This window comes from Accumulibacter sp., from assembly GCF_023806565.1.
In the GTDB taxonomy this organism is placed as follows: Bacteria; Pseudomonadota; Gammaproteobacteria; order Burkholderiales; family Rhodocyclaceae; genus Accumulibacter.
In genome coordinates, this window is sequence record NZ_JAMTDV010000115.1 from 27,541 (window position 1) to 44,354 (window position 16,814).

The 16,814-nt window shown below is 61.5% G+C and carries 21 protein-coding genes; 17 read left to right on the forward strand and 4 right to left on the reverse strand.

Annotated features, from left to right (window positions below; translation table 11 throughout):
* On the reverse strand, positions 1-310 hold a 310-nt coding region (locus tag NFV80_RS12810; RefSeq protein WP_296758912.1), incomplete at its 3' end, for a hypothetical protein.
* A 339-nt stretch (positions 311-649) separates the two neighbouring features.
* Here NFV80_RS12810 and ribBA point away from each other — a divergent pair.
* The 14 genes from ribBA (at position 650) to NFV80_RS12880 (ending at position 10,846) form a co-directional block, all read left to right on the forward strand.
* Positions 650-1,777 carry a bifunctional 3,4-dihydroxy-2-butanone-4-phosphate synthase/GTP cyclohydrolase II gene (gene ribBA / locus NFV80_RS12815; protein WP_295324859.1) on the forward strand — a complete coding sequence of 376 codons (1,128 nt, stop codon included), beginning with the start codon at positions 650-652 and terminating at the stop codon, positions 1,775-1,777.
* On the forward strand, positions 1,777-2,292 hold the full coding sequence (ribH, locus tag NFV80_RS12820) for a 6,7-dimethyl-8-ribityllumazine synthase (RefSeq protein ID WP_296758915.1): 516 nt from the start codon (positions 1,777-1,779) through the stop codon (positions 2,290-2,292). Before ribBA ends, ribH begins: the two co-directional genes overlap by 1 nt.
* On the forward strand, positions 2,289-2,786 hold the full coding sequence (nusB, locus tag NFV80_RS12825; protein ID WP_295324865.1) for a transcription antitermination factor NusB: 498 nt from the start codon (positions 2,289-2,291) through the stop codon (positions 2,784-2,786). The genes ribH and nusB overlap by 4 nt, the downstream gene beginning before the upstream one ends.
* 60 nt (positions 2,787-2,846) lie before the next feature.
* Positions 2,847-3,800 carry a thiamine-phosphate kinase gene (gene thiL, locus NFV80_RS12830; protein WP_295324868.1) on the forward strand — a complete coding sequence of 318 codons (954 nt, stop codon included), beginning with the start codon at positions 2,847-2,849 and terminating at the stop codon, positions 3,798-3,800.
* Positions 3,793-4,278 carry a phosphatidylglycerophosphatase A gene (locus NFV80_RS12835; RefSeq protein WP_295324872.1) on the forward strand — a complete coding sequence of 162 codons (486 nt, stop codon included), beginning with the start codon at positions 3,793-3,795 and terminating at the stop codon, positions 4,276-4,278. The genes thiL and NFV80_RS12835 overlap by 8 nt, the downstream gene beginning before the upstream one ends.
* Positions 4,275-4,784, forward strand: a complete 510-nt coding sequence (locus NFV80_RS12840) for a CinA family protein (RefSeq protein ID WP_295324874.1) — start codon at positions 4,275-4,277, stop codon at positions 4,782-4,784. Before NFV80_RS12835 ends, NFV80_RS12840 begins: the two co-directional genes overlap by 4 nt.
* A 160-nt stretch (positions 4,785-4,944) precedes the next feature.
* A complete protein-coding gene (gene recA / locus NFV80_RS12845) occupies positions 4,945-5,961 on the forward strand; it encodes a recombinase RecA (protein ID WP_296758919.1) in 1,017 nt (338 codons plus the stop codon).
* Positions 5,962-5,984: 23 nt separating this feature from the next.
* Positions 5,985-6,422 (forward strand): recombination regulator RecX, encoded by a 438-nt coding sequence (gene recX, locus NFV80_RS12850; RefSeq protein ID WP_295324880.1) that lies wholly within the window; start codon positions 5,985-5,987, stop codon positions 6,420-6,422.
* Between the two features lie 4 nt (positions 6,423-6,426).
* Positions 6,427-7,161 carry an LPS export ABC transporter ATP-binding protein gene (gene lptB / locus NFV80_RS12855; protein WP_295324883.1) on the forward strand — a complete coding sequence of 245 codons (735 nt, stop codon included), beginning with the start codon at positions 6,427-6,429 and terminating at the stop codon, positions 7,159-7,161.
* A gap of 81 nt (positions 7,162-7,242) precedes the next feature.
* Positions 7,243-8,661 carry an RNA polymerase factor sigma-54 gene (locus NFV80_RS12860; protein ID WP_295324886.1) on the forward strand — a complete coding sequence of 473 codons (1,419 nt, stop codon included), beginning with the start codon at positions 7,243-7,245 and terminating at the stop codon, positions 8,659-8,661.
* Positions 8,662-8,675: 14 nt separating this feature from the next.
* A complete protein-coding gene (gene raiA, locus NFV80_RS12865) occupies positions 8,676-9,002 on the forward strand; it encodes a ribosome-associated translation inhibitor RaiA (RefSeq protein WP_295324889.1) in 327 nt (108 codons plus the stop codon).
* Between the two features lie 85 nt (positions 9,003-9,087).
* A complete protein-coding gene (ptsN, locus tag NFV80_RS12870; RefSeq protein WP_295324892.1) occupies positions 9,088-9,540 on the forward strand; it encodes a PTS IIA-like nitrogen regulatory protein PtsN in 453 nt (150 codons plus the stop codon).
* Positions 9,537-10,481 (forward strand): HPr(Ser) kinase/phosphatase, encoded by a 945-nt coding sequence (hprK, locus tag NFV80_RS12875; protein WP_295324895.1) that lies wholly within the window; start codon positions 9,537-9,539, stop codon positions 10,479-10,481. Before ptsN ends, hprK begins: the two co-directional genes overlap by 4 nt.
* Before the next feature lie 47 nt (positions 10,482-10,528).
* On the forward strand, positions 10,529-10,846 hold the full coding sequence (locus NFV80_RS12880) for a PsiF family protein (RefSeq protein ID WP_295324898.1): 318 nt from the start codon (positions 10,529-10,531) through the stop codon (positions 10,844-10,846).
* A gap of 35 nt (positions 10,847-10,881) precedes the next feature.
* Here the strand turns inward: NFV80_RS12880 and NFV80_RS12885 are convergent, their stop codons facing one another.
* The gene (locus tag NFV80_RS12885; RefSeq protein ID WP_295324901.1) at positions 10,882-11,298 is read right to left on the reverse strand and encodes a hypothetical protein; all 417 of its coding nucleotides are present in this window, start codon (positions 11,296-11,298) and stop codon (positions 10,882-10,884) included.
* An 80-nt stretch (positions 11,299-11,378) separates the two neighbouring features.
* Here NFV80_RS12885 and NFV80_RS12890 point away from each other — a divergent pair, with 80 nt between their 5' ends.
* Together NFV80_RS12890 and NFV80_RS12895 are read left to right on the forward strand one after the other, a co-directional pair.
* On the forward strand, positions 11,379-12,548 hold the full coding sequence (locus tag NFV80_RS12890) for a UbiH/UbiF family hydroxylase (protein ID WP_295324903.1): 1,170 nt from the start codon (positions 11,379-11,381) through the stop codon (positions 12,546-12,548).
* A gap of 30 nt (positions 12,549-12,578) precedes the next feature.
* Positions 12,579-13,286, forward strand: coding sequence for a DsbC family protein (locus NFV80_RS12895; protein WP_295324906.1), 708 nt, complete (start codon positions 12,579-12,581; stop codon positions 13,284-13,286).
* A gap of 124 nt (positions 13,287-13,410) precedes the next feature.
* On the opposite strand, the gene NFV80_RS12900 is transcribed toward NFV80_RS12895, so the two are convergent.
* Complete coding sequence (locus NFV80_RS12900; RefSeq protein WP_295324909.1) at positions 13,411-14,604, reverse strand: cation diffusion facilitator family transporter; 1,194 nt, start codon at positions 14,602-14,604, stop codon at positions 13,411-13,413.
* Positions 14,605-14,817: 213 nt separating this feature from the next.
* Positions 14,818-15,417, reverse strand: coding sequence for a CBS domain-containing protein (locus NFV80_RS12905; protein ID WP_295324911.1), 600 nt, complete (start codon positions 15,415-15,417; stop codon positions 14,818-14,820).
* A 551-nt stretch (positions 15,418-15,968) separates the two neighbouring features.
* Here NFV80_RS12905 and NFV80_RS12910 point away from each other — a divergent pair.
* Positions 15,969-16,562, forward strand: a complete 594-nt coding sequence (locus tag NFV80_RS12910) for a hypothetical protein (protein WP_296758927.1) — start codon at positions 15,969-15,971, stop codon at positions 16,560-16,562.
* The last annotated feature ends 252 nt before the right edge of the window (positions 16,563-16,814 follow it).

Sequence of the window (16,814 nt, forward strand, 5' to 3'; positions counted from 1 at the left end):
CGGCGTCCTCGGCGGCCTTGCGCTCGGCCTCACGGCGGGCGGCGTCCTCGGCGGCCTTGCGCTCGGCCTCACGGCGGGCGGCGTCCTCGGCGGCTCTGCGTTCGGCCTCAGGGCGAACGGCATGCTCTGCCGCCTCGTTCTTCGCCTCGGTGACGAGTCGATCGCTTGCTTCGTGATCCACTCTCTTGTTGGCAGACGCGTGAGCCTTGAAGAAGCGCAGCGCGACAACGGCTACCAGCGCACCTACTGCGATCAACAGCAATAATTCACTCACTGACATGGAAAGTCCTTCGCGCTGACTGTCATCCAAACCACCTGAACTCGTCGGGAGACGCCACCATTGCGTCGCTTGGACGGTGTCGCAGGGATATCCGCATCATCATGATAAAACGAATGTCCGAAGCTATGGGCGATCGCATTGCCGTGGCGAGGTGAGCGCATCGGTCACCGGGCTGACGCCGAGATACGGCGACGCATGGCGGTCAAACCCGTAAACTGAGAGAATCCGGCTTTTGCAGAATGCGCGGTGATCTGCTTTCGTCCGATCGGCACGCCAATATTGCTGGACGTCGGCAGTTGCAAGCGATTCCCAAACGACAATCTGTCGGGCGCACCTGGCACGCGGGTGTACCGACGGGAGGAGAGATAAATGGCACCCACATCTGTCGATGTCTCGCCGATCGAGGAAATCATCGTCGAAATGCGCTCGGGGCGCATGGTTGTTCTGGTGGACGAAGAGGACCGCGAAAACGAGGGCGACCTGATTCTGGCTGCCGAGCACGTCACGCCCGAAGCGATCAACTTCATGGCGCGCTTCGGGCGGGGTCTGATCTGTCTGACGCTGACGGAGGTGCGCTGCCGGCAGTTGGGGCTCACGCAGATGGCGCGTGACAACAAGAGCCCCTACAGCACGGCTTTCACGGTCTCGATCGAGGCTGCCGAAGGCGTGACCACCGGCATTTCGGCACACGACCGCGCCTTGACGATCCAGGCGGCGGTGGCCAGGAACGCTCGGCCGGATGACATCGTGCAGCCTGGACACGTATTCCCGATCATGGCGCGACCCGGCGGTGTCCTGGTTCGCGCCGGTCACACCGAGGCTGGCTGCGACCTGGCGCTCTTGGCAGGCCTCGAACCGGCGGCAGTGATCTGCGAAATCCTCCGGGAAGATGGCAGCATGGCGCGCCTCGGCGACCTGGTCGAGTTTGCTCGGGCGCACCAGCTCAAGATTGGCACCATCACCGATCTGATCCATTATCGCAGCCGGCACGAGACCTTGATCGAGCGTACGCTGTCGAAGACGGTGCAGTCTCCGCATGGCGAATTGATGCTGCATGCCTATACCGACTGTACCTCGAACGAAGTGCATCTGGTGCTGACCAAGGGCGACATTCGCCCTGATCGGGAGACGCTGGTACGTGTGCATGAGCCGCTCTCGGTAGTCGATTTCCTTGATCCGGGTGGTGGCAGGCATACCTTCCCGCTCAATGTTGCGCAGGCCGCTCTGGCAAGGGTGGAAGCCGGTGTCATCGTCCTCCTGCACCGTCCCGAAAGCGGTCAGGATCTGCTCGCGATACTGCGCGAACCGGTGGCCGCCAAGCGCCCGGCAACGCGCTGGGATCCCCGCACCTACGGCATCGGTGCCCAGATCCTGCGCGATCTCGGGGTCGGCAAGATGAGACTCCTCTCGAGTCCGCGGCGAATGCCGAGCGTGACGGGCTTTGATCTCGAGGTGACCGGCCACATCGCGACGCCGGCCGACCTGGAAAGACTGTAATGGGAAATCAGAAAAAATTGTCGGAGTCGCCTTCTCAGGCGCGCTACGCGAACATCCGCGAGTACGATATCGTGCTCAGCGGCGACGGCATGAAGATCGGAATCGTCATGAGCCGCTTCAATCAGGACATCGGCGAAGGCTTGCTCAGTGCCTGCACCGGCGAACTGAAACGCCTTGGCGTGGCCGAAGGCGACATCCGTATTGCAACCGTCCCGGGTGCTCTGGAGCTTCCCCTGGCGCTGCGGGCGATGGCGCGCAGTGCTCGCTTCGACGCGCTGATCGCGCTGGGTGCAGTGATCCGCGGTGAAACCTATCACTTCGAGATCGTCGCCAATGACTCCTGTCGAGCCTTGATGGAAGTTCAACTGGAGAGCGGCATACCGATCGCCAACGGTGTTCTCACCTGTGAAGACGACGATCAGGCGCTCGCCCGCATGCAGCAGAAGGGGTCCGACTGTGCGCAGGCGGCCGTCGAGATCGCCAATCTCCTGCGTTCACTTGCGGAGATTACATGACATCAGGGAAATCCACCTCGGCACCGGCACCCAGGCCAGGGGCACCGAGATCGCCCCGCCGACGAGCGCGCGAGTTCGTTCTGCAGGGGCTCTACCAGTGGCGGATGAGTGCCAATGACGAAGCTGCGATCGAAGCGCATCTGCGCGATATCGAGGGTTTCGACAAAGTCGACCGGGAATTCTTCACCGGCCTGCTGCGCGGTGTTCTCGCTCAGCAAGCGACGCTTGAAGGGCAACTCCAGTCCTGCCTCGATCGTCCCTTCGGGGAGTTGTCGCCGGTCGAAGCTTGCGTCTTGCTGGCCGGGGCTTTCGAACTGGGCAATCATCTCCATACTCCCTATCGGGTCATCATCAACGAATCGATCGAACTGACCAAGGGATATGGTGGCACCGACGGTCACAAGTACGTCAACGGTGTTCTTGACCGACTTGCCGCCAAACTGCGGCCGGCCGAGGTTGCGGCCCGGCATGCAGCGCGTGGCGGAAACCGTTGAGCAGCGGCGCCATGAATTTCCTGCCGGCGCTGGCTGGGCTGGTTCGCTAGGGAAGTGGCGATGGCCAGCGAATTCGAGCTGATCAAACGTCATTTTTCGAGGCCGACGCCGCAGGCAGTCCTCGGCCCTGGGGACGATTGCGCCTTGCTTGTCCCATCGCCAGGAATGCAACTGGCAATCACTACCGACATGCTGGTTGCCGGTACGCATTTTCTGCCCGATACCGACCCCGGGCAGTTGGGCTGGAAAGCGCTGGCAGTCAATCTGTCGGACCTCGCCGCGATGGGAGCCCGGCCGCGCTGGGCCTTGCTCGCCGGCAGCCTGCCCGAGGCACGCGAATCCTGGATCGCTGCCTTTGCGGAAGGGCTTTTTGCCTGCGCCAGGCGCTACGACGTGGATCTGGTTGGCGGCGATACGACGCGTGGTTCATTCAATTTCTGTCTGACCGCGATCGGCGAGGTTCCCGCTGGCAAGGCACTGCGTCGCGACCGGGCTGTGCCTGGTGACGACCTCTGGGTGTCCGGCCAGCCGGGGCTCGCGGCACTGGCTCTGGCCCATCTGCAGGGCCGGACGCGGCTGCCCGGGCCGCTCGCCGAGCGCTTTCTGGCTGCGCTGCAGCAGCCGCAGGCACGCGTTGAACTCGGGCTGAGGCTGCGTGACCTCGCGCACGCAGCGATCGACGTATCGGACGGCCTGCTCGCCGATCTCGGTCATATTCTCGAGCGCTCCGCGTTGGGCGCCGAAATCTTCGTCGCCAAGCTGCCACCGTTGCCCGCGGCAGTGGACCCGGTGCTGGCTCGCCGGTGTCAGCTCGCCGGCGGGGACGACTACGAACTGGTCTTTTCCGCCCCCGCAAACCGGCGTGCCGAGCTCGCTGCGCTGGCAAGTGAGGTGGCGGTGCCACTCTGGCGTTTTGGTCACGTCGTCGGCGGCGCCCCGGGTTGCCTGCGCGTGTTGGACGAGATCGGGCGACCGCTGACCATCGACGAAAAGGGATTCGACCACTTTGGCTAACCCTCCTTCGATCCGCTTCCTGCTGGCACATCCGGCACATCTGGTCGCCTGCGGTTTCGGCAGTGGCCTGTCACCCCTGGCGCCTGGAACCATGGGCACTCTTTTCGCGTGGGCTTCGTTTCCGCTGCTGCGTCTATGGTTGAGCGACTTCGAGATAATCGGTTTGCTGGTCGTCTGCTTCGTCGGCGGGGTTCTCGCGGTACACCGGACAGGATCCGATCTCGGAGTTGTCGACCACGGCAGCATTGTCTGGGACGAGATCGTTCCGTTCTGGCTGGTGCTCCTGCTTTGCCCGGGATCCTGGCCATGGCAGCTGGCGGCTTTCTGTCTATTCCGCATTCTTGACATCGTGAAGCCACAACCCGCGCGCTATTTTGACGAAATGCACAAGAATGGTGTTGGCGTGATGTGCGATGACCTGGTGGCGGCTGCATACACGCTGCTCATCCTGGCGATCGCGCGCTTTGCTCTGGCATGAATCCTTACGAGCAACCGGCGCTCGAAAGCCTCGCCGCCGCCGTCGGCGAACTCCTGTCGGTGAATGACGAGCGTCTTGTCACCGCGGAATCCTGCACCGGAGGTTGGGTGGGGCAGTGTCTGACGGCAGTCGCCGGTAGTTCGAACTGGTTTGAGTGCGGTTTCATCTGCTATTCGAACGAGGCGAAGATCGAACTCCTCGAAGTTTCTGCCGACACCCTGGCAATACACGGCGCGGTCAGTGAGGCGACTGCCGCGGCAATGGCGTCGGGCGCATTGCGTCACAGCCGTGCCGATTGGGCACTGGCGATTACCGGCGTGGCTGGGCCGGGAGGGGGATCTCCAGACAAGCCTGTCGGTACCGTCTGCTTCGCCTGGGCGGAGAAGGAAGGACGCATCGACACTGTCACTCGGCACTTTTGCGGTGATCGCCGGGCGATTCGCGCACAGGCGGTTGCGCATGCCCTGGGCGGGATGCTGGTGCGGGCAGGGCGGCGTCTGGCCTGAACGTTGATGGGGGCGGAGTTCGGCGCTGTTGTCACGCTGCCCGGGGGCGTGCCATTGTTCAGATACTGTATATAATTTCAGTATCTGAACAGGTGCCGATGCGGGCATCTTGAGTATGGTCGAACGTGGGATAATTCCTCTAAATCAAGGAAAGGCAAGGATGGACGATAACAAGTCGAAGGCGCTGGCTGCCGCGTTGGCCCAGATCGAGAAGCAGTTCGGCAAGGGCGCGATCATGAGGATGGGCGAAGGCAGCGTGGTGAGCGACGTTCCGGTGGTTTCCACCGGTTCGCTCGGGCTAGACATTGCTCTTGGCATTGGGGGTCTGCCACGCGGCCGAGTGGTCGAGATTTATGGTCCGGAATCCTCTGGCAAGACGACACTGACCCTGCAGGTGATTGCCGAAATGCAGAAACTCGGTGGCACGGCCGCCTTCGTTGATGCCGAGCATGCGCTCGATCCTGCCTATGCCCAAAAGCTCGGCGTCAACCTTGATGATCTGCTGATCTCCCAGCCGGACACCGGCGAACAGGCTCTCGAGATCGCCGACATGCTGGTGCGCTCGGCCAGCGTCGACGTGGTGGTGATCGATTCGGTGGCGGCACTCGTTCCCAAGGCGGAAATCGAGGGCGAAATGGGCGATTCGCTGCCCGGCCTGCAGGCTCGTCTGATGAGCCAGGCACTGCGCAAGTTGACGGCGAATATCAACCGCACCAATACGCTGGTGATTTTCATCAACCAGATTCGCATGAAGATCGGCGTCATGTTCGGCAACCCGGAAACCACCACCGGTGGCAACGCCCTGAAGTTCTACGCTTCGGTGCGCCTGGACATTCGTCGCATCGGCAGCATCAAGAAAGGCGACGAAGTGATCGGCAACGAAACACGGGTAAAGGTGGTCAAGAACAAGGTTGCTCCGCCCTTCCGTGAAGCCATCTTCGACATCCTTTATGGCGAAGGCACTTCCCGCGAAGGGGAGATCATCGAACTCGGGGTGCTGCACAAACTGGTCGACAAGTCCGGATCCTGGTACGCCTACAACGGTGAGAAGATAGGTCAAGGCAAGGATAATGCCCGCGAGTATCTCCGGAGCAAGCCGCACATTGCGCAGGAGATCGAGGCGAGGATCCGGGCAGCGGTGAAGGTCCCGTTGCCGGCGGCAATTGCCCCCTCGTAAAGTGCGGGGCGGTGGGCGACGTCTTGCGCGATAGGGCCCTGCGCCTCCTCGCCGGCCGCGAGCACACGCGCCAGGAGATATCGCGCAAACTCGCTCCCCTCGCCGAATCGGCGGAGCAGTTGCAAGGTCTGCTCGACGAACTCACCGACAGGGGCTGGCTAGCGGACGAGCGTTACGTGGCGGCCCGATACGCCTCGCGCGCTGCGCGCTATGGTGACGCGCGCGTTGCTTACGAGCTGCGTGCCCGGGGCGTTTCGGATGAACTGGTTGGCGACGCTCTGGCTGCCGGCGAAAGCGAAATGACGCGCGCGCGCCGAATCTGGCAGAGGCGTTTCGGCAGTCAGGCTGCCGCTCCCGGTGACGCTGCCGAACTTTCCCGGCAGATACGCTTCCTGGCCGCCCGCGGCTTTTCTGCTGATACCATCCGGCGCTTGCTGCGCACCCCTATTGAAGACGAGTAAGCCGATGTCCGAGACGCTGAGCACACTGTCAACCCGCCATCTCTACAAGCGCTACAAGTCCCGCACCGTGGTACATGACGTTTCCTTCGAAGTGGTCAGCGGCGAGGTGGTCGGTTTGCTCGGCCCAAACGGAGCCGGCAAGACCACCTGCTTTTACATGGTGGTCGGCTTGGTCGGGTGCGATGGTGGTGACGTGCATCTCGACGGTGTGCAACTTACGCACCTGCCGATCCACAAACGTGCCCGGCTGGGAGTGTCGTACTTGCCCCAGGAAGCATCCGTTTTTCGCAAGCTGACGGTCAGTGAGAACATTCGCGCAGTGCTCGAACTGCAACCATTGTCGGCGGACGAAATCGACGGTCGAACCGAAGACCTGCTGGCCGAACTCCACATCAGTCATCTTCGTGCCAGCCCGGCGACTTCGCTATCCGGCGGCGAGCGGCGTCGTGTTGAAATTGCGCGCGCTCTCGCCAGTGGACCTCGTTTCATTCTGCTCGACGAGCCTTTCGCCGGGGTGGACCCGATTGCCGTGCTCGACATCCAGAAGATCATCCGCTTCCTCAAAGAGCGCGGAATCGGCGTCCTGATCACCGACCACAACGTCCGTGAAACGCTGGGTATCTGCGACCACGCCTACATCATCAATGAGGGCAAGGTGCTTGCGGCTGGCCGGCCGGAGGAAATCATTTATAATGAAAATGTGCGAAAGGTCTATTTGGGCGAGAATTTCCGCCTCTGAACCTGCCGGCCCTTCCGTCATAATTCGAGAACCATACGGGCAGTTTCCCATGTCAATGCGGCAGCTTACCCGGTTCCGTAGATGAAACCATCCCTCCAGCTCAGGCTCTCGCAGCACCTTGCGCTGACTCCGCAATTGCAGCAATCGATTCGATTGCTGCAACTGTCGACAATTGAACTCGAGCACGAGCTGGAGAGGTATCTGCTGGAAAACCCGTTGCTCGAAAGGGAAGAGGAATACCCTTTTCCCACGACGATGCGCACTGATGGTGAACAGGAAGTCGTTACGGAGGCGAGTGTTGGCGAAACACCCGGAGAGCGCACCGCGTCCGACGAAGAAAGCTGGCTGCAGGACCAGCCGGTAGCCAATGGCTCGTCCGGGTCGTTCGACGACGACGAGGAAAGCGACTATCAGGATGTTCAGGCGGCGACCGTCTCGCTCCGCGAACACTTGCTGTGGCAGATCGGATTGATGACCCTGTCCGAGCGGGACCGCGTGCTGGTGCGATGTCTGATCGAGGCACTAGACGACGACGGCTATCTGACGCAGTCGCTCGATGAGCTCGCCGAGGTGATGCCCGGGGAACTGGACATCGTACCCGAGGAACTGCAGATCGCACTCAAACACTTGCAGCATCTCGATCCGACCGGAGTCGGTGCACGTACTGCCCAGGAGTGTCTACTGCTGCAATTGGAGGTATTGCCTGCCGGGCAAGCCAACGCTCTTGCGCGCGAGATCGTCGGTAACCACCTGGAACTCCTGGCCAGCCACGATTTCCCCAAACTCAGGAAGCTCACGGGCTGCGATGAGACCGCTTTGCGCGCCGCGCACGTCCTGATCTGCAGCCTGAATCCGCGACCAGGCGCCACGTACGCGCCATCGGACACACGCTATATCACCCCTGACGTTCTCGTAAGGAAGACGCGAGGCCAGTGGTCGGTAAGTGTCAATTCCGACGCGTTGCCGCGCTTGCGCATCAACAGCCTGTATGCGCAGATCCTGTCCAGACAACGCGGTTCGGGTCTGGCCGGCCAGCTTCAGGAAGCACGTTGGCTGATCAGAAACGTGCAACAGCGGTTTGACACGATCCTGCGGGTGGCGCAGGCTATCGTGGAACGGCAGCGCCAGTTCCTGGACCACGGTGAAGTCGCCATGCGGCCGCTGATCCTGCGCGAAATCGCCGAGGCACTGGGACTGCACGAATCGACCATTTCGCGTGTCACCACTCAGAAATACATGGCGACGCCACGCGGGATCTTTGAATTGAAGTATTTCTTTGGCAGCCATGTTGGCACGGAAGCTGGTGGGGCATGTTCCGCAACCGCCATACGCGCGCTGATCAAGCAGATGATCAGTGCAGAAGAGCCGACGAAGCCTCTCTCGGATAGCCAGATATCCGAGGTCCTTGGCCAGCAGGGCATTGTCGTTGCACGGCGAACAATTGCAAAATACCGTGAAGCGCTCAATATCCCGCCGGTCAATTTACGCAAGTCCATTTAATAAGGAGCCACATCATGAACCTGCAAGTCAGTGGACACCATCTCGAGATCACGCCGGCACTCCGCGATTACGTGACCGGCAAGCTCGAGCGGATCACCCGTCATTTCGACAATGTGATTGACGTGAGTGTGATTCTGTCGGTGGACAAGCTGAACCAGAAGGCTGAAGTGACCGTTCATCTCGCTGGCAAGGATGTTTACGTGGAATCGGTCGACGAGGACCTTTACGCGGCGGTCGATGGTCTGGTAGACAAGCTCGAGCGGCAGGTCCAGAAATACAAGCAGAAGCTGCAGGATCATCATCGCGGAAACAAGATCACCGATCACATCGTTGCCGAGTGACAGCGGCCCGCGCACGTGCCGCGTGGCGCGTCGGCCGTGCGCTTTCTTGTATTGATCCACGTCCGCCTTTTCGGATTCTCGTCGCATGAGCCAGATTACCCAACTACTACCCATGGAAAACATCCTTCTCGATCTCGAAGCGAGCAGCAAGAAGCGCGTTTTTGAACACGTGGGGTTGCTTTTCGAAAACTATCTTGGTATCGCCCGCAGTACGGTTTTCGATAGTCTGTTTGCGCGGGAGAAACTCGGATCCACTGGGCTGGGTCAGGGTGTGGCGATTCCGCATGGTCGAATCAGGGGACTCGCGCAGGCCATGGGCGCCTTCGTGCGCCTTGCCGTTCCGGTGCCCTTCGATTCTCCCGATGGCAAGCCGGTTTCGCTCTTGTTTGTCCTGCTCGTCCCCGAGGTGGCGACCGAGCAGCACCTGCAGATTCTTTCCGAGCTGGCACAACACTTTTCTGATCGCAAGTGTCGCGAAGCGCTGGCCCAGGCGGCCAGCCCGAAAGCCATTCGCCAGATTTTCGCTGACGAAGCATGAGCACTTCGCATCAATCCAGTGTGGTGCAGCTTTACGAGGATCATCGTGACAAGCTGAAGCTGTCCTGGATCATCGCCGTCGGTGTCGACCGACCCATCGAACTCAAGGAACAGGGCTATTTCGGCGCTGACGTCGTTGGTCACCTCAACATGATCCATCCACAGCGGCTACAGGTGATCGGCAGGGCGGAGCAAGCCTGGGGCTATCGGGTGACGCCCGAGCGCCTGCGCTCGCAGGTGAAGGAGCTGATGGCCGCTCGTCCGCCCGCCCTGATCATTGCCGATGATCTGGAAATCCTGCCGGCGATTCGCGACGCTTGTGAGGAGTCGGAGACGCCGCTATTTGTCAGCCCGAAGCCGTGTTCGGCGGTGATCGAACTCTTGCGATTGTATCTGTCCCGCCGGCTCGCTGGTTCGACCTCGGTGCACGGCGTCTTGATGGACGTTTTCGGCATGGGCGTCCTGATCACCGGCGATTCGGGCGTTGGCAAGAGCGAATTGGCGCTGGAGCTGATCTCGCGTGGCCATGGCCTGGTTGCTGACGACGTCGTCGAACTGGCCTGCATTGCACCAACCACCATCGAAGGACGCTGTCCGAGCATGTTGCGCGACTATCTCGAAGTCCGCGGGCTCGGGCTGCTCAACATTCGCACGATTTTCGGCGAAACGGCATCTCGTCGGAAAATGAAACTCAAGTTGATCGCTCACCTGCAACGGCCGCTAAGTGCCGCCGACGGTCCGCGTCTGCCTCTGGACGCGCAATCTCAGGAGATTCTCGGTGTGGCGATTCGCAAGGTGGTCATCCCGGTTGCTGCCGGCAGAAACATCGCCGTTCTCCTGGAAGCCGCAGTCCGCAACAGCATCCTGCAGCTGCGCGGCATCGACAGCATGGGGGATTTCATCAACCGCCAGCAACAGGCGCTGCTTGACGACGAACTGTAGCAGTGGCTTAATCGCCAGACCATATCAATCCCCAGGAGAAGATTCCGATGAAAGCTTTTATCGCCTTGGTCGCTCTTGCCATCGCCGCCGGTGGCGCGCTTGCCGCCGATGAAAAGAAGGAACCCTCGGCCGCCCAGAAGGCGCAGCAGGAAAAGATGGCAGCCTGTAGCGGGCAGGCAACGGAGAAAGGTTTGAAAGGCGATGAGCGCAAACAGTTCATGAGTTCGTGCCTCTCTGCGAAGCCCGCAACGGCAACGCAACAGGACAAGATGAAAGCCTGCAATGCCGATGCTGGCAGCAAGCAGCTCAAGGGCGACGAGCGTAAGAAGTTCATGAGCGAGTGCCTCAAGGCGAGCCCGAGCTGAGCGCGTGTTCGCCAGGGGAAATTGCTGCGATCGTCTCAGTCGCTCGCCAGCCCGAGTTCAGACTGCCCGCCGGTACTTGCGGCGGCCTGTCGAAATCCGACGCAGGCCACGTATCCATGACGGTGCCGTTTGAGCAATTGGTGCAGGCGCCGGTCAGCGTCTTGCCAAGTGGCCGAGAGATCGTTCAGGAAGGCGTTGCAGGCGGCCCACCGCCCTTGCGGCGTGCGCAGGACGACCACCGGGCGACCGCCATCGACGGTCGCCAGCAGACAAGACGCGCCGCTCTGCGGCCAAGAGGCGGCGACCAGATCCATCGCTTCGCGGCGAGGTACGCACAAAGCGACCAGCGCATCTATGGGTGAATCGAGTTCGGTGCGAACAATGGCCGGGAAATAGCCGTGGCCAGGGCGATTGTTGAAAGTGTCGATGGATATTTCCTCTTGCTTCCCCATTGCGGCGTTGGTGAATTCTGCGCGATGCGAAATCGTAGAGTCAATCGAGCGAATCGAATCAATTCCCCGACTACCTCCGCATGTCAGCCACTGAGTTCGACATACTGATCGTCGGTGGCGGTCTGGCAGGACTGTCTCTGGCCTGTGCGCTGCGTGACACCCGACTCAAGGTTGCTCTGCTCGAACAACGTGCGCCCGTCCGGGCCGCCGGCTGGGACGCGCGCGTCTATGCGATCTCGCCGGCCAATGCCGATTTTATGCAGGGCATTGGCACCTGGAAGCATCTGGCCGCCGAGCGCATCGCTCCGATTCGCGCAATGCAGATTCATGGTGACAGTGGCGCCCGACTCGACTTTTCGGCTTACGAGGCGGGGTTCCCGGAGTTGGGCTGGGTTCTTGAATCGTCGCTGATGGCCTGCGAGCTGTGGGAAAGCGTCAAGCGGCAGGCCAACGTCTCGCTGTTTTGCCCGGCGACGCCCAAATCCTTGGCGATCGGCCCCGCCGCCGCGGTTCTTACTCTGGGCGACTTGCGGACCCTGTCCGCCAAACTGCTGGTCGGCGCTGACGGACGCGACTCGTGGGTACGCGAAGCGCTTGGTTGGCAGGCGATGCAAAAGCCATATGGAGAGATGGGGCTGGTTGCCAATTTCGAATGCGAGCGCCCACATCGCGGAATCGCGCGCCAATGGTTTCGCCGCGACGGCGTACTTGCCTGGTTGCCGCTGGCGGGCGAGCGCGTTTCGATCGTCTGGTCTACGGCGGACGACCACGCCCGTGCCCTGCTCGCCCTGCCGGCCGGGGAACTCTGTGCGCAGGTGGCTGCGGCGGGCGGACACGAGTTGGGCGCCCTCCGCTTGTTGACCCCTGCCGCAGCCTTTCCGCTGCGGTTGGTGCGGGTACCGCGGACGGCGGGGTCGCGGCTCGCATTGCTTGGCGACGCAGCGCACGGCATTCACCCGCTGTCTGGTCACGGCATCAACCTCGGTTATCAGGACGCCAAGGTGTTGGCCGGCCTGCTGGCGAACACTCCGGAATGGCAGGACATCGGCAACCCGCGTTTGCTGGCCCGCTATCAGCGCGAACGGCGCGAGGAGACGCTGCTCATGCAAACCGTGACGCACGCGCTGCACGAACTCTTTCGACAGGAACTCCCTGTGGTCAGAGTCCTGAGAAATCTGGGAATGAACCTGACCAACGCCTTGCCTGTCCTAAAGAATCAGTTAGTGCGCTACGCCGTCGGCGCGTTCTGATGCATCTGACCCTCATCCGGAGAATCGCAAATGTATGAAAAACTTGTGCCACTCGCGCTCGTTGCGGCTCTGAGCCTGCCCGCATCCGCCGATGAGGCGAGCGTCAAGAAGGCGGTGGAAGGCAAGCTCGAGCGCACCGTGACTAGCGTCAGCAAGACGCCTTATCTCGGGCTCTACGAGGTCTATGTCGATGGGCAGATCGTATATACCGACGAGAAGGTCACCGCCTTGCTGCTGGGCTCGCTGATTGACGGCAAGACAATGAAAAACGTGACCGACGAGCGGATGCAAAAGCTTACCGCGATCAAGTTTTCGGATTTGCCACTGGCGCTGGCGGTGAAACAGGTGCGGGGCGACGGCAAACGTGTATTCGCGACCTTCGAGGATCCCAATTGCGGATACTGCAAGAAAATGGCCAAGGAAATCGCCAAGCTGGACAACGTGACGATCTACACTTTCCTTTATCCGATCCTGTCGCCCGATTCGCTCGAGAAATCCAACCAGATCTGGTGCTCTGGTGACCGCGCGAAGGCCTGGTACGAGTGGATGGTCGACGGTAAGGCGCCAGGGGGAAAGGGCGACTGCGACACCTCGGCGATCAAGAAGACGATTGAAACCGGGCGCAAGCTGGCGATCAACGGTACGCCGACGGTCTTCTTCAGCGATGGAGAGCGCATTCCAGGCGCGATCCCGATGGCCAAGATCGAACAGAAACTAGCGCAAACGCAGGGGAAATAGTCGCCCCGGGCGACGACAGGAGATCAGCTGCGAGCGAGTCGGAGGAGGCGCCTATCCGCTCCACGCGGCGTTGCGAATGCGGACTCGGCTACCCCCGGCGGAGTCTGATCGCTGATATCGAGAATCAGTGCTGCGCGCCCGTCGGGATAATCTGGCGGCCGTAGCTGATCGACAGGGAGCCGAGCAGCGGCTTGCCAGCAAGGTACCGGGCCAGATTTTCTTCCGCTTTGCGGACTGCGGCGGAATCTCCGAGGGCGTGCTGGGGCAGGTAGAGTTCGGCCTCGACGCGGCCCCTGAAATAATGCAGGATAACCCGCTCCGGGTCGGGCAGGCCGGCAAGCAAGGGGCGCAACTGTTGCAGCAACTCGTCGCGGCCTGGCGTGCCGTGGGCATCAATGTCATGGTCCAGATCATCCTCGACATCGACATGCACGAGCACGTCGGATACCGACGAATGGCTTTCAAGCACCCGTCGACGCGTCATTTCGGCGATCCGGTGGCCTTCCGAGACGCTGATCCGGGGATCGACACAGACATGCGCGTCAACCAGCGAACGGTGCGCCATGCGGCGAGTGCGCAGTTCGTGCAGGCTGCTGACGCCCGGGGTGTCGATGATCACTTGCCGGATGCTGTCGACCTCCTCCACCGATAGCCCGGTGTCGATCAACTCCTGGACGGCTTCCCATGCGAAGACCACGCCCATGCGAACGATCATGAAGCCGACGATGACTGCCGCCACCGAGTCGGCGAAGTTGTAGCCCATCAGGTTGCCGACGATTCCCAGGGCGACTACCAGCGACGACGCGGCGTCGGAGCGGGCATGCCAGGCGTTGGCGATCAACATCGGCGAGCGCAGGCGCTCGCCGATGTGCAACATGTAGCGAAACAAGCCCTCTTTCGCCACCAGCGCGAGGATCGCTGTCCACAGAGCCAGCGGCTCGACCGCCGGCAGGTTATCAAGGTTTTCCAGTTTGACGCCGGCTCCCCAGATGATGCCGGCTCCGGTCGCCGCCAGAATCGCTCCGAGCGCGAACGATGCCATCGTCTCGACTCGGGCATGACCGTAAGGATGTCTCTCGTCCGCCGGATCCTTGCTGTAGTGCGCGGCAAAGAGCACCAGGAAATCGCAGATTAGATCGGAGAGAGAATGCAGACCGTCGGCGATCAAACCCTGGGAATGCGCAACGATACCCGCAACCACCTGGCCGATGGTGAGTCCGATGTTTACCACCACGCTGATCCAGGTGACTCGCTGGGTCATCCCATGCCGCCCGGGATCGTCGAAGGAGACTTCGGGGGCTTCGTTACGGTTGCTCATGGCTCGCTTCCGCAAAAAAAACGTCTGATTGCACTCAAAGGCTGCAAGAGACAGGATCGCAAGGCTGGATTAAGGTCACCTTAATTCCCGTTTGCCTACAGGTCGGCGGAGGATCGAATGCCGCGCACGACGCCGGCCAGCGGCAGCCGTTGTGGAACGGATTCGACGGGCTGCCCCGCGAAGGCGGCCGGAAAGACGGCAGTGAGAAAAGCCTCAGTGGCTCAGCGAACTCACCACCTGCGAAAAGGTTTGCGCAATTTCCCCCGATTGCGGAAGAAGTCCCAATTCACGCTCGATTCTGGCAAGGGAAAAGATTCCGCAGAGCACGTGGTTGTCTTCGTCGTCGTGGTCTACCACCAGACAATAGGGAGTTCCCAGTTCCTTGAGGGTCGCCACGACGTTGCCGACCCGTGCCGGCGTCACATCGCGCAAGTGCATGACCTCGACGTCGTCATGCTGGTTGATCATGACATTGCCGACCACCAGCTCGCTCGGCCGGATGCCCAGCGCATGGGCGACGGCCAGTGGCCGGTGGCCCTTGGTTCCTGCTTCGGTCACGATTCCCTGCAGGCGCCTTTGTTCGTCGGCGATCAGCAAATAATGCACGCGGCACAGCGCCATGATCTTGTTGGCGTCATCGAGCGAAGCATCGCGCGAAATCGTGACCGGCGTTACGCGCTGGAAATCGGTCATCACCGCCAGTGCCGGCGAATTTACGTCGATCGGACGGTGCTCCTGCATCCTGGGCAGGTAACAAGGGACGCCTCTTCTGAGCTTGGTCCGGGGCATTGGCTTGAAGCGAGAATCCGGCATTTTCTGTTTCCTCCAGTGAGCTGTAGCGATGCAAGGATTAGAGCACCGATGCCCGGTTTCTGACAAGCATCGCGTGCTCAGGAAACCCCGGCAGCGCAGCGGCAAGCATTGCCGCCGCACGGACCTGCGCCTGATGGCCTCATCGCTGTCGATCGGGAACATTGGCGCTCAGCATTCATTTGATCAGCAACGCGAATGTCCGCTTGCTGCCGCAATGGCGTGCAATCTGCCCGGTGGCGGTGGCAAAGCGTCGCTCGGCGCAAGCGATCTGTTGGCGGCAAATCTTGCCGCTCGACATCCGGATCGTCTTTCCGATTTGCCCCTGACACCGACGGCGACGCGCAGTGTACTGACGCGCTTCGCGCCGAAAGTGCATTTCTACGGCGCAATCGAGGTCAGTGGGTGCTCACAATCGTGGCCTGAAAATTGCTTCCGACTCTGGGCAGGGCGTTGGGCAACTCGGCGTATGCCCGCTGGCCGGTGGCGGCGAGCGCTGCCACCATAGGCGAGGCATCGGCTGCCGAGAGTGATGACTACCAGGAAGGAAGCAAATGATCATAGGCGGCATAATGAGCGCGGTCAGTTGGGTTTCGCAGCTCGTCCAGGCAAGAAACCCGGACCAGGTGGCGAATGCCGGAGACAGCCCGGATGCCGGCCACACGGTCGGGCCGCCGCCCGGGCCGGTGATGTCCGAGGCGATAGGCCAGTCCCTTGCGAAAATCGGTGTCGGCAACGCCTCGGGCATATCGACCAGTTCCATTGCTTCCTCCCCGGCGGATCAGGCGCAGGCGCTGGCCTCGTTTACGCAACACCTGTTGGCGGCGCTGCATGCCCAAAATACCCAGGTATCCGCCACCGACGGCGATAGCGACGGCAGCGATGCCGCGATCAAGGGAGGTGCACGCCACCAACGTAATCCCGAGGCCGATTTGCAGAGTCTGATCGCGCAGCTTGCGGCGGCTTCCGACGGGTCGGGGTCGAGCAACGCCGCCAGCCTGAGCGCGCTGCAGCAGAGTTTCCAAAGCCTCGTCGGCGTACTCGGAGCGAGCGCCAACGACGCGACGCTGGCAAATTTCCTGCAGACCCTCGCCAGCGGCATGCAGGGAGTGGCGCCGGTTGGCACCGTGGTGAGCGCCAGAGTCTAGGCGCCGGCTGGTGCCACCGCGCCAGCGCCAACTTCCACTGTGCCCGGAGTTTGCGCCGAGCGGCTGGGCTGACGGCTGGCGGCCCGGAAACGGACCGGTTTGACGTTTGGAGCAAGATCGCTGGCCAGAATCTCGACCATCCCCGGTGCCGGGGGCGATCCTGAGGGAAGCAATTCGAGTGCTTTCCTCGACAGATGAATGCGGGGATGGCACGCCGGCGACGGCAGAATTGCGTCGATTCAGTCTTGCGGG